Raw genomic sequence first — 14,594 nt, 5'->3', positions numbered from 1 at the left:
CCGGTGGGGGTGACGGGCGGGGATGGGGCCGGATCAGCCGAGCAGCGAACGGCCGATGATCTCCTTCATGATCTCCGTGGTGCCGCCGTAGATGGTCTGGATGCGTCCGTCGGTGAAGGCCTTGGCGATCGGGAACTCGCTCATGTAGCCGTAGCCGCCGTGCAGTTGCAGACAGCGGTCGGTGACCCGCTTCTGCAGTTCCGTCGCCCACCATTTGGCCATCGACGCGTGCACCGCGTCGAGGCGGCCCGCCGCGTGCTCGCCGATGCAGCGGTCGACGAAGGTGCGCGTGACGGCGCATTCGGTGGCCATCTCGGCGATCTCGAACCGTATGTGCTGGAGCCGGGCGAGCGGCCGGCCGAAGGCCTCGCGCTCCTTGACGTAGGTGGTGGTGAGGTCCAGCAGGTGCTCGGCGGCGGCCGCCGCGGCGACGGCGATCGTGAGCCGCTCCTGGGCGAGGTTGGCCATCAGGTGGAAGAAGGCCTGGTTCTCGGTGCCGAGCAGGTTCTCCTTGGGCACCCGTACGTCGTGGAAGAAGAGCTCGGCGGTGTCCTGGGCCTTCTGGCCGATCTTGTCCAGGTTGCGGCCGCGTTCGAAGCCGGGCATGCCGCGCTCCACGACGAGGAGGCTCAGCCCGCGCGCACCGCCTTCGGGGGTGGTGCGCGCGACGACCACGACGAGGTCGGCGAGGATCCCGTTGGAGATGAAGGTCTTGGAGCCGTTGAGGACGTAGGCGTCGCCCGCGTCGGTGGCGGTGGTGCGGATGCCCTGCAGGTCGGAGCCCGCACCGGGCTCGGTCATGGCGATGGCCGTGATGGTCTCGCCGCTGCAGAAGCCGGGCAGCCAGCGCCGTTTCTGCTCCTCGGTGGCCAGTCCGGTCAGGTACGGGCCGATGACGTCGTTGTGCAGGCCGAGGGCGAGCCCGTGTGCCCCGGCGCGGGCGAACTCCTCCGCCAGCACGACCGCGTAGCGGAAGTCGTCGCTGCCCCCGCCGCCGTACTCCTCGGGGACGGCCGGGCCGAGCAGGCCCTGGCGGCCGGCGGCGAGCCAGGCCTCGCGGTCGACGATGCCGGCCTTCTCCCAGCGCTCGTGGTGCGGCACCACCTCCTTGGCGAGGAAGGTCCGCACGGTCTCCCGGAACGCCTCGTGCTCGGCCGTGAAGAGGTCGCGCTGCATGCTTGTGCCTGCCTTCCGCCGGTGGCCCGGCTACGGGAGCCGGTCCCCGGCCTGCTCGACGAGGGTGGTGCTGGGCGGCGCGGCCCCTGGGGCGGGCGCCGGCAGGTCCCAGTCGCGGGCGACCTCGGCCGTGTGCGCGCCGGGCATCGCGGGCGGCCGGCGCAGCACGCCGGGGGTGGCGGAGAAGCGCGGGGCGGGAGCGGGCTGGGTGGTGCCGCCGGCGTCGGCGAAGGTGCCGCGGGCGGCCAGGTGGGGGTGGGCCGCGGCCTCCGCCAGCGACAGCACCGGCGCCGTGCAGGCGTCGCTGTCCTCGAAGACCTCCGTCCACTCCTGGCGGGTACGGGACTTGAAGCGGGCCGCGATCACGGCGCGCAGCTCGTCCCAGCGTCCGAGGTCGCCCCGGTCCGGCGCGTCCTGGGGGAGGTCGAGCAGCCGGGCGAACTCCGCGTAGAAGGCGGGTTCCAGGGCGCCGACGGCCATCCAGCCGCCGTCGGCGGTCTCGTAGACGGCGTAGTAGGGGCAGCCGCCGTCCAGCAGGTTGGCGCCGCGCCGGTCCTGCCAGCCGCCCGCGGCGACCATGCCGCGGATCATCGCGCCGAGGTGGGCGACGCCGTCGACGATGGCCGCGTCGACGACCTGTCCGGTGCCGGTGGCGCGGGCGTGGTGCAGGGCCGCGAGGACGCCGGTGACGAGGTAGAGGGAGCCGCCCGCGTAGTCGCCGAGCAGGTTGGCCGGGATGGCGGGCGGTCCGTCGCCGGAGCCGATCATCCCGAGGGCCCCGGCGACGGCGATGTAGCCGATGTCGTGCCCGGCGCGCGGGGCGAGCGGCCCGTCCTGGCCCCAGCCGGTCATCCGGCCGTAGACGAGGCGGGGGTTGCGGGCGTGGCAGTCGGCGGGACCGACGCCGAGGCGTTCGGCGACGCCGGGGCGGTTGCCCTCCAGCAGGATGTCGGCGCGGGCGGCGAGGTCCAGGACCAGCCGGGCGCCCTCCTCGCTCTTGAGGTCGGCGACCACGGAGCGTTTGTTGCGGTTGGTGACGTCGTGCGCCGGGTCGATGCCGAGCCGTGAGCCACCGGGCCGGTCGACGCGGACGACGTCGGCGCCGAGGTCGCCGAGCAGCATGGCGGCGAACGGGGCCGGCCCGATGCCGGCCAGCTCCACCACGCGCACACCGGCGAGCGGCCCGCCGGCGGAGGCCGCTTCCCCGGGTCGCGTTCCCGCCTCGGTCATCGGGGGCCTCCGGCTTCGCAACGAGCATGACAGTATTGCTGTAACACTGGCGATGCTATGGATGCGCGATGCCGTTGACAAGGGCGGCAGCCCCGGCGGGCCGCGGTTCGTGTGAGGATCACCGCCATGGAGGAGGCACAGTGGCACAGGTGACGGACGTGGCGCCGCCGGACGACGCCGTACGGGTGAGGGAGCTCTGGCAGGGCCTGGGCCTGCCGGGGATCGTGGACGTGCACACGCACTTCATGCCGGACCGCGTGCTGGCCAAGGTCTGGGCGTACTTCGACTCCGCCGGCCCGCTCACGGGCCGGCCGTGGCCCATCGCGTACCGCACCGACGAGGACGCGCGGGTGGCCACGCTCCGGGCGTTCGGGGTGCGCGCCTTCACCTCGATGCTCTACCCGCACAAGCCCGCGATGGCCGCCTGGCTGAACTCCTGGGCCGCCGGCTTCGCCGCCCGGACGCCCGACTGCCTGCACACGGCGACCTTCTTCCCGGAGCCGCAGGCGCCGGGCTACGTCCGGCAGGCGCTGGAGGCGGGCGCCCGGGTCTTCAAGTGCCACGTCCAGGTCGGGGCCTTCGACCCCAACGACCCGCTGCTCGACCCCGTCTGGGGGCTGCTCGCGGACAGCGGCGTCCCCGTCGTCACCCACTGCGGGTCGGGCCCCGTCCCCGGCCGCCACACCGGTCCCGGCCCGATCGCGCGGCTGCTGGCCCGGCACCCCCGGCTGCGGCTGGTCGTCGCCCACATGGGGATGCCCGAGTACGGGGCGTTCCTGGACCTCGCCGGGCGGTACGAGGGCGTGCACCTGGACACGACGATGGCCTTCACGGACTTCAGCGAGGCCGCGGCGCCCTTCCCGCCCCCGGAGCGCAAGCGGCTGGCCGACCTCGGGGAGCGCGTCCTGTTCGGCAGCGACTTCCCCAACATCCCGTACGCGTACCCGCACGCCCTGGAGGCGCTGACGCGGCTGGAGCTGGGCGACGCGTGGACGCGGGGCGTCCTGCACGGCAACGCCGTCCGGCTGTTCGGGCTCGCCGGGTGACGCCGCCCCTGCGGCCCGGCGGCCCCGAAGCGCTCACCACGGCGCGGCTGGTCCTCGAACCGCTGCGGGTCGAGCACGCCGAGGAGATGGCCGCCGTGCTCGGCGACCCCGGGCTCCACGAGTTCACCGGTGGCGCTCCGTACGACGCACCGGGCCTGCGCGCCCGCTACGCCCGCCTGGTCGCCGGCTCCGGGGACCCGAGCGTGTCCGGGTGGAACTGGGTGGTCCGGCTCCGCGCGGACGACCGCCTCGCGGGCACCGTGCAGGCGACGGTGGCGTGGGACACGCCGGACGGCACGGTCGCGGAGGTCGCGTGGGTGGTCGGCACCCCCTGGCAGGGCCGGGGCATCGCCACCGAGGCGGCCGTCGTCCTCGTCACCTGGCTCGCCGTGCTCCCCGTGGACCGCGTCGTCGCCCACGTCCACCCCGGGCACCGGGCGTCCGGGGCGGTCGCCGCGGCGGCGGGCCTGGCCGCCACGTCCCTCGTCGTGGACGGCGAGACCCGCTGGCAGCGCGACGTCACCCCGCGATCCGACGCGACACGGGGCTGACCCACTCGGCGGGTGCTGCCGGGCCGCCGGGCCCGTGCGGCGGCCCGTGCGGCGGCCCGTGCGGCGCTCCGACGGAAGGGGGCGCGGCGCCGGGACGGCTGAGGCAGCAGGGTGGCGGTCACGGCCGTACCGCATGCAGGGCGCCCCAGGCGCCTCGGGCAGGCTCATCGGGAGCGGGCGAAGGGGCTCCCCGCTCACCGCAGTCCGGAACGACGACACCGGCGGGCGGCCACGGACGCCATTGCAGCCGTCGGCCGCCGGCGTGATGAAGGATGTCCCCGCCCGGAACATCCCGCTACGTCCCGCCGCACGCCACCGGAGGTACCCCGCATGGCGCCACGTCCGCACTGGCTCTTCGGCGACCAGCTGGGGCCGCACTTCCTCGACCCCGGCGTCCCCGTGGTGATGATCGAGGCGCGCTCGGCGTTCGCCCGGCGCCGCTCGCACCGGGCCAAGGCCCATCTCCTGCTGTCCGCGATGCGGCACCGGGCGGCGGAACTCGGCGACCGCGTGCGCTACGTGCGGGCAGGGACCTACCGCGAGGGGCTGCGCGAGGCGGTCGGCGACGCAGGCGTGACCGTGTGCCGGCCGAGCTCCCGGGCCGCGCTGAGGCTGGTGGAGTCGCTGGACCGGGTCGAGGTGCTGCCGGACCGCGCGTTCCTGGTGCCGCGTGAGGACTTCGCCGGGTGGCTGGAGGGCCGCTCCGGCGGACGCCTGCTGCTGGAGGACTTCTACCGCTGGGTGCGCCGCTCCCACGACCTGCTGATGGACGGCGGCGAACCGGCCGGCGGGCGCTGGAACCTGGACCACGACAACCGGGAGCCGCCGCCGCGCGACCGGGACGACCTCGGGGTGCCGCCGCCCTGGCGGCCGCACGAGGACGAGATCGACGAGGAGGTCCGGCGCGACCTGGACTGCTGGGAGCGCGAGGGCCGGGTCCGCTTCGTGGGACGCGACGGCCCCCGCATGTTCCCCGCGACCCGGCGCGAGGCCCTGTCGGCGCTCCGCGCCTTCGTCGCGCACCGGCTGCCGGAGTTCGGGCGGTACGAGGACGCCATGCTCGCCGGGGACCCGGTGATGAGCCACAGCCTGCTCTCCGCCCCCCTGAACCTGGGGCTGTTGCACCCCGCAGAGTGCGTCGAGCGGGCGGAGCGCGCCCTGCGGTCCGGTGAGGCGCCGCTGAACAGCGTGGAGGGCTTCGTCCGGCAGGTCGCCGGATGGCGCGAGTACGTACAGCAGTTGTACTGGCACTTCGGCGCCGGCTACCGGCACCGCAACGAACTGCGCCACCACACGCGGCTGCCGCGCTGGTTCCTGGAACTGGACGCGGAAGCGGTGCGGGCGCGCTGCCTGTCGACGGTGCTGGCCCAGGTCCGCGACACGGGGTGGACCCACCACATCCCCCGGCTGATGGTGCTGGGCAGTCACGCCCTCCAACACGGCTGGGACCCGGCGGAGTTGACGGACTGGTTCCACCGCTGCTTCGTCGACGGCCACGACTGGGTGATGGCGCCGAACGTGGTCGGGATGTCCCAGTACGCGGACGGCGGGCTGATGACGACCAAGCCGTACACCTCGGCGGGCGCCTACATCCACCGCATGAGCGACCTGTGCGACGGCTGCGCCTACCGGCCCGCCGAACGGACGGGCGAGCGCGCCTGCCCGTACACGACCGGCTACTGGTCCTTCGTGCACCGGCACCGGGACCTGCTCGCCGCCAACCACCGTACGGCGAGGGCGGTTCGGGGGCTGGAGCGGCTGGGGAACCTGCCCGAGGTACTGGCCCTGGAGGAGGAGCGCGGACGACGAACTCCGTGACGGTGCGCAACCTCCGCCGTGCAGGGGGTACGCGAACACCGGTGCCCCTTGGCGATACCTACGAAAGAGAGTCACTACGTCACTCTGCGTAGCGAACTCAATGCACTTCAGGCACGTATAGTTACCTGCGTCACACCAGTAACAGGGAACGGTTCGGGGGCCCACGTGAGTCTCATACGTAGGGCCGCAGTTGGGCACTGGAGCTGGTTGCTGCCCGACGCGCAGGAGTAGTGAGGAGAAGCCATGCGACCGTTCGCGCTGATTCATGCCCGGCCGGCCACACCCGAAACATTCGTAGCGCCGTACACCTACGATTCCGCCCTGCAGCTGAACGTGCTCCCCGACGGACGCCCCGTCATCACCGACCGCGCGCTGCTGCTCGCCACGGCCGCCACCGTCTCCACCGCAGGCTCCAAGACGCACTTCGACGACTGAGCACCCCGAACCCGATGACCGTCCTGATCCTCACCTCCCCCGAGGACGTGACAGCCGACCTGGTGGTGGCCGCGCTGCACGACCGCGGGACGCCGGTGGTCCGCCTGGACCCTGCGGACCTGCCCGGCGAGGTGTCCATGTCCGCCGAGTACGTACGCGGTGACGTACGCGGGTACCTGTCGGTCCAGGAGCGCATGGTGAGCATGGACAGCGTGCGCTCGATCTGGATCCGAAGACCCGGCACACCCGGCGCGGGCGCGGCGGAGCAGTCCGCGTGGCTGACCGCCGAGGCCGGCGGAGCACTGTACGGGGCGCTGCGCTGCGTGCGGGCCCGGTGGATGAACCACCCGGGCGCCGCGGCGCAGGCCCGTTACAAGCCGTGGCAGTTGTTCACCGCGCACCACTGCGGGTTCGCGGTCCCCGCCACGCTCATCACCACCTTCCCGCAGGCGGCACGGGAGTTCGCCGAGCAGCATCCGCAGCTGGTGGTCAAGTCGGTCTCCGGCACGCATCCGGGCGATCCGCCGATGGCGCTGCCGACCACGCTGGTCGCCCCGGACGCCGACTTCTCCGCGGTGGCCGCCGGCCCGACGCTGCTGCAGCAGTACATACCCAAGGCCGCCGACATCCGGCTGACCTGCGTGGGGACGGGGCTGTTCGCGGCCCGCAAGAAGTCCGGCCCCGACCAGGTCGACGGCCGGTTCGGCAGCCCCGAGGACGCCGACTGGGAGCCCGTCGAGCCGCCGGCGCGCATCGTGCGCTCGGTGCGGGAGTACATGGCCGCGGCCGGACTCGCCTACGGCGCCTTCGACTTCGCCGAGGACACCGACGGGACCTGGTGGTTCCTGGAGTGCAACCAGGGCGGGCAGTTCGGCTTCGTCGAGCTGGCGACGGGGCAGCCCATCACCGCGGCCATCGCCGACTGGCTGGCCGGCTGTCAGGACTCCCGTACGCCCCACGGGACGCCGTAGGAGGTCAGCAGGTCGAGGAACGGACGCGGCGCGAAGGCCTCCGGGCCGAGGACCCCGCTGCCCGCCCAGGTGCCCGCGGCCATCAGTTCCAGGGCCACGACGGGGTTGACGGCCGTCTGCCAGACGACGGCCTGCGAGCCGTACTCGCGCATCGACCACTGGTTGTCGACGACGTGGTACAGGTACACCTCGCGCGCCCGGCCGTCCTTCGTCCCCTTGACCCACGTCCCGGCGCAGGTCTTGCCGTGCATGCGCTCGCCCAGCGTCGCCGGGTCCGGCAGGCAGGCGGCCACCACGTCCCGCGGGCTGACCCGGGCCGCTCCCAGGTCGCTGCCCACCGCGACGGGTTCGGTGCGGTCCAGGCCCAGCTGATGGAGGGTCCTGAGGGTGCCGATGAACTCCTCCCCCAGGCCGTACTTGAAGGTGACGCGCCCCGCGTCGACCCAGCGCGGCATCAGCAGCACCTCCTCGTGCTCGACGTTCACGCAGCTGACGGGGCCGATGCCCTCGGGGAAGTCGAAGACCTCGGGCTCGCTGAAGGGCGGGGTCGTGAACCAGCCGCGTCCGGCCTCGTAGACCACCGGCGGGTTGAGGCACTCCTCGATGGTGGTCCAGATGCTGAACGACGGAGCGAAGTCGTAGCCGTCGACGGTGAGGTTCGCGCCGTCGCGCACCCCGATCTCCTCGATCGCGTCGAACAGCTCGTCGGCGGCGTAGCGGGCGAAGACGTCCGACAGGCCCGGCTCCACGCCCATCCCGACCAGGGCCAGCCGTCCGGCCCCCTCCCACTCGGCGGCCCGCTCGAACTGCTCGTCGCCGAGCTTGACCCCGCATTCCTGATGGGGGCGCTCGGGGTGGGGGCGGGACAGCGACATCGCCATGTCGAGGTAGTCGGCACCGGCGGCGAGGGCGGCACCGAACAGGGGCATCACGAAGCGCGGGTCGGTGGCGTTGAGCAGGACGTCGCAGCGCCGCTCGGCGAGCAGCGCGGTGACCGCGGCCTCGTCGGAGGCGTCGACGCGGGCGGCGGAGAACCGGCCCGTCCCGTCGTCCGCGGCCGAGACGGCGGCCTCGGCGCGGGCGAGGTCCCGGTCGGCGACGACCATGGCCTCGAAGAACGAGCGGCGGGCGGCGATCCGGGTGATGGCGGTGCCCACCCCGCCGGCTCCCACGAGCAGTACACGCATGGCTGACAAGTCTCCGTTTCCGAGGCGGAGGCGCCTCTGCCCAGGGATGAAACGCCGCCGCGCGACGTATGGTCAATGGTGTTGGCATAAGGCCGGCCCAGGCGGGAAGGAGGGGCCGCGTGCCCAAGAAGGTCGTCCAGGAGGCGGCACGGCGGCGCCGCCGCCCCACCAGGAGCGGGGCCGTGCTCTCGCACCGGCTGATCGTCGACACCGCGCTGCGGATGCTGCGCGAGCACGGCTCCGCCGGGCTGACCGTGCGCCGGCTGGGCACCGCGCTCGGCGCCGACCCGAGCACGCTGTACCGCTACTTCCGCGGCATGGACGACCTCACCCTGGCCATCGCGGACGACCTGATGGGCCGGGCCGTGGAGGGCTGGCGGTCCACCGGCACCTGGCGCGCCGACCTGCGCGACCTGGGGCTGCGCATCCACACCGCGTACCTCGCCCATCCGCAGGCGGCGGTGCTCACCGCCAGCCGGGTCTCCGGCCGCGCCCACGAGACCGCTGCCGACGAGACCGTCCTGGGCATCCTGCGCACCGCCGGTTTCCCCGACCCCGCCGCGGTCGCGATCTACCAGGCCTTCATCGACCAGGCCCTGGCCTTCGCCGCGCTGGACGCGGCGACCCTGGCCCTCCCCGAGGCCGCCCGGTCCGCCGACCGGGACGTGTGGCGGGAGACGTACGCGCGCCTCCCGGCGCGGACCCACCCGCACATCGCGGCCACCGCCGGCCTACTGGTCGACCGCATGAACCGCAGCGCCTACCCCACCGCCCTCGACATGCTCCTGGACAGCGCCGCGGCCCGGCTGACGGCGTCACGGGAAGCCTGAGGGCTCACCTGCCGTTCACCTCTCTGCGCATACTTGAAGGCCGGACCCGCCCGTGACCTGCGCGGGTCCGGGTTCGCCGGGGCGCCCGTCGAGCCCTCCGCCGGCGTCGCACTGCCCGCCCGGCATGACCGCACAACCGTGAGAGGAGCGTGAGCTCCGGCGCTCGCCGCCGGTTCGCACGCGGCCGTATGGAGTACGACGTATGAAGCACCGCCGGACGGACCGAGCCCCCGCGACGACGCCCCGGTGGCGGTTGTTGGTGCCGTGCCTCGCGGTCCTCGGGGTCTGCGCCGGCGCGCTGTACGCGGTGCCCGCCCTACAGAACGCTCACGAGCGGGCGGTCCCCGCGGCCGGCCGGCACGGGCCGGCCGCCTCCGCCCTGCGGCCCTCGGCGCCCCCACGGACGCCGACGGCGACGCCGACCCTGACCCGGGTGCCGGAGCACGGCGACGGCAGGTTCACCAAGGCCCCCGGCAGCCGGCGGACCATCGGGCACGGCACCCCGCTGCTATACGGCGTGGAGGTCGAGGACGGCACCGGGTTCTCCGCCGCCTCGGTCGCCGCGCAGGTCGACCGCATACTCGCCGACAAGCGCGGCTGGACGACGGCCGGCGCCGCCTTCCGGCGGGTCTCCGCGCCGCCGTACGACTTCCTCGTGCGGCTGGCCACCCCGGACACCACGGACGCCCTGTGCGCGAAGTACGGCCTGGACACCGGCGGCGAGGTCAACTGCAGCGGCGGCAAGGACGTCGTGGTCAACCTCAAGCGCTGGGTGCTGCTGAGCCCGTACTACAAGGGCCGTCCGGCCGAGTACCGCGCCCTGATCGTCAACCACGAGGTCGGCCACCGTCTCGGCCGCGGCCACCGCGGCTGCCCTGGTCCCGGGCGGCCCGCCCCGGCGATGATGCAGCAGATCAAGGGCCTGCACGGCTGCGTCGCCAACGCCTGGCCGTACGACCGGCACGGCGAGATGATCACCGGCCCCGCCGTCCCGTGACGGGCGACCGCGCCGCGCCCGGGCCGGGCCCCGCGGCCCGGCCGCCAGATGACCGCGACGCCGCACGCCGGCTCCCCGGGCGGCCCCGCCCGTCCGGGTAGGGTCGGGACGGTGGCACCGGAACCGGAGGGGCTCTTCCCGCTCGACGACGTCCTGCCCCCGCGGCACACGGCGGCGGGCGGCGCGTCCTTCCGCGACTCCCCCGCCGCCGCACGTCTGCTGGACGTCCGCACCGTCTACGCGGAGCCGGGGGCGGCCGCGTCCCCGCGGGGGCGGGAGATCCTCGCCCGCTTCCCGGACGCCGTCGTCGTCGAGGTGCCGTCGCACTGGCGGATCCCGGGCCTGCACGGCAACGAGGGCAACGCCGCGCGCTGGGTGCGGGTGAAGACGCGGACCCTGGTCCTCGGGGTGAAGAAGACGCTCACCGTCCGCCCCAACGGCCGCTCGGCCGACTGGATCGCGCCCGGCGCCTCCAACGGCTGTGCCATGGCCTGCGCCTACTGCTACGTCCCGCGCCGCAAGGGCTACGCCAACCCGGTCACCACCTTCACCAACATCGACCGCGTCATCGGCCGCATCGCGCGGCACGTCGCGGAGCAGGGCCGCAAGCCCGCGCCGAACCAGTGCGACCCGCGGGCGTGGGTGTACGACGTCGGCGAGAACGGCGACTGCTCGGTGGACGCCCTGATCAGCGACAACACCGCCGACCTCGTAGCGGCCTTCCGGCGGTGGCCCACGGCGAAGGCCTCCTTCGCGACCAAGTTCGTCAACCCCGACCTGCTGCGGCTCGACCCCCGGGGACGCACGAGGATCCGCTTCTCGCTGATGCCGCCCGAGGACTCCCGGCTGCTGGACATCCGCACCAGCCCGGTGGCCGAACGGATCGCCGCCGCGGGCGACTTCCTGGAGGCCGGGTACGAGGTGCACCTCAACCTGTCGCCGGTCGTCGTGCGTCCCGGCTGGCAGACCGCGTGGGCGGAGCTGTTCCGGCACCTGGACGACGTCCTTCCGGCGGCGGTGAAGGCCCAGGCCGCGGCCGAGGTGATCATGCTCACCCACAACGCCGGGCTGCACGAGGTCAACCTGGGCTGGCACCCCCGGGCCGAGGAACTGCTGTGGCGCCCCGCGCTGCAGGAGCCGAAGCACTCGCAGAACGGGGACCTGAACGTGCGCTACCGCGCCGCGGAGAAGGCCGCGTCCGTACGCCGGCTGCTGGCGCTCGCCGCGGAGCACGCGCCGTGGCTCCGCATCCGCTACGCCTTCTGAGGCTTCCTCCGGAAGTTCTGCGGGAGTTCCCGTCCACGACGTGACACAAGCCACGTACGAAACCGTTTCGTTTCGATGAGCTCCAACCCTATGCTCAGACGAGTACGAAACCGTTTCGTTTAGGAGGGAGAGGGCCATGCCGACACCGGTCACCGCCCGCCGTGGCAGCCGCCTCACCCCGGAACGCGAGGCCGCGGTCTACACGAGCACCCTCGACCTGCTCCGCGAGGTCGGCTACGAGGCCCTGACCATGGACGCCGTCGCCGCTCGCTGCCACTGCAGCAAGGCCACCCTGTACCGCCAGTGGGGCGGCAAGGCCGAGTTGGTCGCCATGGCACTGCGGCACGAGAAGCCCGTCAGCGCCGGGGACCTCGACACCGGGAGCCTCCGCGGCGACCTGCGCGCCCTGCTGACCCTCGAGGACGACCGGCGGCTGGAGCGCGACTGCGCGCTCATGCGCGGTCTGGCCATGGCCCTGCACGCCCATCCCGACCTGCTGCACGCCCTGCGCGAGGTCATGGTCCAGCCGGAGCGCTCGGGCCTGGACACCCTGCTGCGGCGCGCCGTCGACCGCGGGGAGATCAGCGCGGACAACCCGGCGATCCCCTACCTCGTGCAGATGCTGCTGGGCGCCTTCGCCACCCGGCACGTGCTCGAGGGCGTCCCGCCCACCCAGAGGTACCTGCTGGCCTTCCTCGACGCGGTGATCCTGCCCGCGCTCGGCGTCCGCCCCGGACCCGTCCCCGCGCCCGCTCCCTGACGGCACCCCTCCTCCACCGACCCACGAACCCGACAGGGAGTACGCCCCCGTGGCCACATTCCTCCACCGGACCGGCCGGTTCGCCTTCCGGCGACGGCACTTCGTCGTCCTGATCTGGGTGGCGCTGCTCGCCCTCGCCGGTGTCGGCGCCGCCAACGCGCCCGCCGCGGGCAGCTCCTCCTTCTCCGTGCCCGGCACCGAGTCCCAGAAGGCCTTCGACCTGCTCGACCAGCGCTTCCCCGGCACCGGCTCCGACGGCGCGACCGCCCGCGTGGTCTTCAAGGCCCCCGCCGGCGGGAAGATGACGCAGAGCGCCAACAAGAAGGCCGTCCGGCAGGTCGTGGACGAGCTGCGGCAGGGCGCCGAGGTCGCCTCCGTCGACGACCCGTACACGGCCGGGGCCGTGAGCGAGGACCGGACCGTCGCCTACGTCCGCGTGGCGTACGAGGTCCCCGGCATGGAGCTGCGGGACTCCTCCCGCGAGGAACTGGAGACCGCCGCCGCGCACGCCCGCGACAAGGGGCTGACGGTGGAGATCGGCGGTGACGCGCTCCAGACGAGCCCGGAGACCGGGTCCACCGAGGTGATCGGCATCGCCGTCGCCGCCGTCGTCCTGGTGATCACCTTCGGTTCGCTGGTCTCCGCCGGGCTGCCCCTGGTCACGGCGCTGATCGGCGTCGGGATCGGCGTCAGCTCCATCACCGCGCTCGCCAGCGCCCTCGACCTGGGGTCCACCACCTCGATCCTGGCGATGATGATCGGCCTGGCCGTGGGCATCGACTACGCCCTGTTCATCGTGTCCCGCTTCCGTGCCGAGCTCGCCGAGGGGCGGCAGGGCGAGGAGGCGGCCGGCCGCGCCGTGGGCACCGCGGGGTCCGCCGTGGTCTTCGCCGGGCTGACCGTCGTGATCGCGCTGGTGGGGCTGTCGGTCGTCAACATCCCGATGCTGACGAAGATGGGCGTGGCCGCCGCCGGCACGGTCGTCATCGCCGTCCTCATCGCCCTCACCCTGGTGCCCGCCCTCATCGGCTTCGCCGGCCGGCGCGTCCGGCCGGCGAACGCCGGAGGCCTGTTCCGCCGCCGCGACGGGAACGCGCACCACGCCCACCGCAGGGCCCGCACGGAACGGCCCAACATGGGCACCCGCTGGGCCCGGTTCGTCATCCGGCGGCCCGTCGCCGTCCTGCTCGTCTGCGTCGCGGCGCTCGGCGCGGTGGCCGTGCCCGCCGCGTCGATCGAACTCGGCCTCGGCGACGACGGCTCCCAGCCCGTCTCGACGACCCAGCGCCGGGCGTACGACCTGCTGTCGGAGGGCTTCGGCCCCGGTTTCAACGGGCCGCTCGTCGTGGTCGCCGACGTCAAGGGCGCCGTCGACCCCCGGGGTGCGGTCCGGGAGGCCACCGCGGACATCAAGGGCCTCGACGACGTGGCGGCCGTGACCCCGGCGACGTTCAACAAGGCCGGGGACACCGCGATCATCAACGTGGTGCCCGCGTCCAAGCCGAGCAGCGCCGAGACCGAGGACCTGGTCAAGGCGATCCGTACCACGGGGGACGGGATCACCGAGCGCACCGGTGCCAAGGTCTCCGTCACCGGCACCACGGCGCTGAACATCGACACCTCGCAGAAGCTCACCGACGCGCTGCTGCCCTACCTGGCGCTCGTCGTCGGCCTCGCCTTCGTGCTGCTGATCGTCGTGTTCCGCTCGTTGCTCGTGCCGCTGAAGGCCGCCCTCGGCTTCCTGCTCTCGGTCGCCGCCGCCCTCGGCGCGGTCGTCGCGGTCTTCCAGTGGGGCTGGCTCGCCTCTCTCCTGGGCGTCGAGCAGACCGGCCCGATCATGTCGATGATGCCGATCTTCCTGGTGGGGGTGGTCTTCGGCCTCGCCATGGACTACGAGGTCTTCCTGGTCACCCGCATCCGCGAGGCCCACGTCCACGGCGAGCGGCCCGGTCAGGCCATCGTCACCGGGTTCCGGCACGGTGCCCGGGTGGTCACCGCCGCCGCGATCATCATGATCGCCGTCTTCGCCGGGTTCATCGGCTCCGGCGAGGCGATGATCAAGTCGATCGGGTTCGGTCTGGCGACCGCCGTCTTCTTCGACGCGTTCGTCGTCCGGATGGCCATCGTCCCCGCGGTGCTCGCGCTGCTGGGCCGCCGGGCCTGGTGGCTCCCGTCCTGGCTGGACCGGATCCTGCCGAACGTCGACGTCGAGGGCGAGGGGCTGCGCCCCGTGCCCGCCGCGGACGCGGCGGAACCGTCCGGTGCGGCGGGGGAACCTGAACCGGCCCGCGCCTGACCCGACGCCCCGACCCCGCGCCCTCCCGGCG

The 14,594-nt window shown here is 73.7% G+C and carries 13 protein-coding genes; 10 read left to right on the top strand and 3 right to left on the bottom strand.

Features of this window, described 5'->3' with window-relative positions; all coding sequences use genetic code 11:
• Positions 1-33: 33 nt before the first annotated feature.
• Entirely contained in the window at positions 34-1,176 is a 1,143-nt protein-coding gene (locus tag PV341_RS36855; RefSeq protein WP_500360096.1) for an acyl-CoA dehydrogenase family protein, read from the bottom strand.
• A 30-nt stretch (positions 1,177-1,206) separates the two neighbouring features.
• Entirely contained in the window at positions 1,207-2,406 is a 1,200-nt protein-coding gene (locus tag PV341_RS36850) for a CaiB/BaiF CoA transferase family protein (protein WP_500326482.1), read from the bottom strand.
• A 140-nt stretch (positions 2,407-2,546) separates the two neighbouring features.
• Between PV341_RS36850 and PV341_RS36845 the strand changes: the two genes are divergently transcribed.
• The 5 genes from PV341_RS36845 to tgmB all read left to right on the top strand — a co-directional run bounded on the left by PV341_RS36845 (position 2,547) and on the right by tgmB (position 7,227).
• Positions 2,547-3,452: an amidohydrolase family protein gene (locus PV341_RS36845; RefSeq protein WP_500326484.1), complete on the top strand. Its 906-nt coding sequence runs from the start codon at positions 2,547-2,549 to the stop codon at positions 3,450-3,452.
• Positions 3,449-4,003: a GNAT family N-acetyltransferase gene (locus PV341_RS36840; RefSeq protein ID WP_500360095.1), complete on the top strand. Its 555-nt coding sequence runs from the start codon at positions 3,449-3,451 to the stop codon at positions 4,001-4,003. Before PV341_RS36845 ends, PV341_RS36840 begins: the two co-directional genes overlap by 4 nt.
• Positions 4,004-4,333: 330 nt before the next feature.
• Complete coding sequence (locus PV341_RS36835) at positions 4,334-5,821, top strand: cryptochrome/photolyase family protein (protein ID WP_500360094.1); 1,488 nt, start codon at positions 4,334-4,336, stop codon at positions 5,819-5,821.
• Positions 5,822-6,064: 243 nt separating this feature from the next.
• Positions 6,065-6,256 (top strand): putative ATP-grasp-modified RiPP, encoded by a 192-nt coding sequence (tgmA, locus tag PV341_RS36830; protein WP_018562451.1) that lies wholly within the window; start codon positions 6,065-6,067, stop codon positions 6,254-6,256.
• Positions 6,257-6,270: 14 nt separating this feature from the next.
• Positions 6,271-7,227, top strand: coding sequence for an ATP-grasp ribosomal peptide maturase (gene tgmB, locus PV341_RS36825; protein WP_500360093.1), 957 nt, complete (start codon positions 6,271-6,273; stop codon positions 7,225-7,227).
• On the opposite strand, the gene PV341_RS36820 is transcribed toward tgmB, so the two are convergent.
• Positions 7,194-8,414 carry a saccharopine dehydrogenase family protein gene (locus PV341_RS36820; RefSeq protein WP_500360091.1) on the bottom strand — a complete coding sequence of 407 codons (1,221 nt, stop codon included), beginning with the start codon at positions 8,412-8,414 and terminating at the stop codon, positions 7,194-7,196. The two genes, tgmB and PV341_RS36820, sit on opposite strands and share 34 nt — an antisense overlap.
• Positions 8,415-8,533: 119 nt before the next feature.
• Here PV341_RS36820 and PV341_RS36815 point away from each other — a divergent pair, with 119 nt between their 5' ends.
• The 5 genes from PV341_RS36815 to PV341_RS36795 all read left to right on the top strand — a co-directional run bounded on the left by PV341_RS36815 (position 8,534) and on the right by PV341_RS36795 (position 14,563).
• On the top strand, positions 8,534-9,244 hold the full coding sequence (locus PV341_RS36815; RefSeq protein ID WP_500326492.1) for a TetR/AcrR family transcriptional regulator: 711 nt from the start codon (positions 8,534-8,536) through the stop codon (positions 9,242-9,244).
• Positions 9,245-9,446: 202 nt separating this feature from the next.
• The gene (locus PV341_RS36810) at positions 9,447-10,241 is read left to right on the top strand and encodes a DUF3152 domain-containing protein (RefSeq protein WP_500360090.1); all 795 of its coding nucleotides are present in this window, start codon (positions 9,447-9,449) and stop codon (positions 10,239-10,241) included.
• Positions 10,242-10,352: 111 nt separating this feature from the next.
• A complete protein-coding gene (locus tag PV341_RS36805) occupies positions 10,353-11,507 on the top strand; it encodes a spore photoproduct lyase family protein (RefSeq protein ID WP_500360089.1) in 1,155 nt (384 codons plus the stop codon).
• Between the two features lie 136 nt (positions 11,508-11,643).
• Positions 11,644-12,267: a TetR/AcrR family transcriptional regulator gene (locus PV341_RS36800; protein ID WP_500360088.1), complete on the top strand. Its 624-nt coding sequence runs from the start codon at positions 11,644-11,646 to the stop codon at positions 12,265-12,267.
• 49 nt (positions 12,268-12,316) lie between these two features.
• Entirely contained in the window at positions 12,317-14,563 is a 2,247-nt protein-coding gene (locus PV341_RS36795; protein ID WP_500360086.1) for an MMPL family transporter, read from the top strand.
• Positions 14,564-14,594 lie beyond the last annotated feature (31 nt).

It is taken from the genome of Streptomyces sp. PA03-1a, assembly GCF_033792805.1.
Classification (GTDB): Bacteria; Actinomycetota; Actinomycetes; order Streptomycetales; family Streptomycetaceae; genus Actinacidiphila.
Note: the sequence above shows the minus strand (reverse complement) of the source record. Positions and strands in the feature narration are given on the sequence as shown.

Coding starts and splice junctions, on each gene's coding strand:
- PV341_RS36855 (WP_500360096.1), bottom strand. CDS start 1,176: ATGCAGCGCGACCTCTTCACGGCCGAGCACGAGGCGTTCCGGGAGACC.
- tgmB (WP_500360093.1), top strand. CDS start 6,271: ATGACCGTCCTGATCCTCACCTCCCCCGAGGACGTGACAGCCGACCTG.
- PV341_RS36850 (WP_500326482.1), bottom strand. CDS start 2,406: ATGACCGAGGCGGGAACGCGACCCGGGGAAGCGGCCTCCGCCGGCGGG.
- PV341_RS36820 (WP_500360091.1), bottom strand. CDS start 8,414: ATGCGTGTACTGCTCGTGGGAGCCGGCGGGGTGGGCACCGCCATCACC.
- tgmA (WP_018562451.1), top strand. CDS start 6,065: ATGCGACCGTTCGCGCTGATTCATGCCCGGCCGGCCACACCCGAAACA.
- PV341_RS36810 (WP_500360090.1), top strand. CDS start 9,447: ATGAAGCACCGCCGGACGGACCGAGCCCCCGCGACGACGCCCCGGTGG.
- PV341_RS36800 (WP_500360088.1), top strand. CDS start 11,644: ATGCCGACACCGGTCACCGCCCGCCGTGGCAGCCGCCTCACCCCGGAA.
- PV341_RS36835 (WP_500360094.1), top strand. CDS start 4,334: ATGGCGCCACGTCCGCACTGGCTCTTCGGCGACCAGCTGGGGCCGCAC.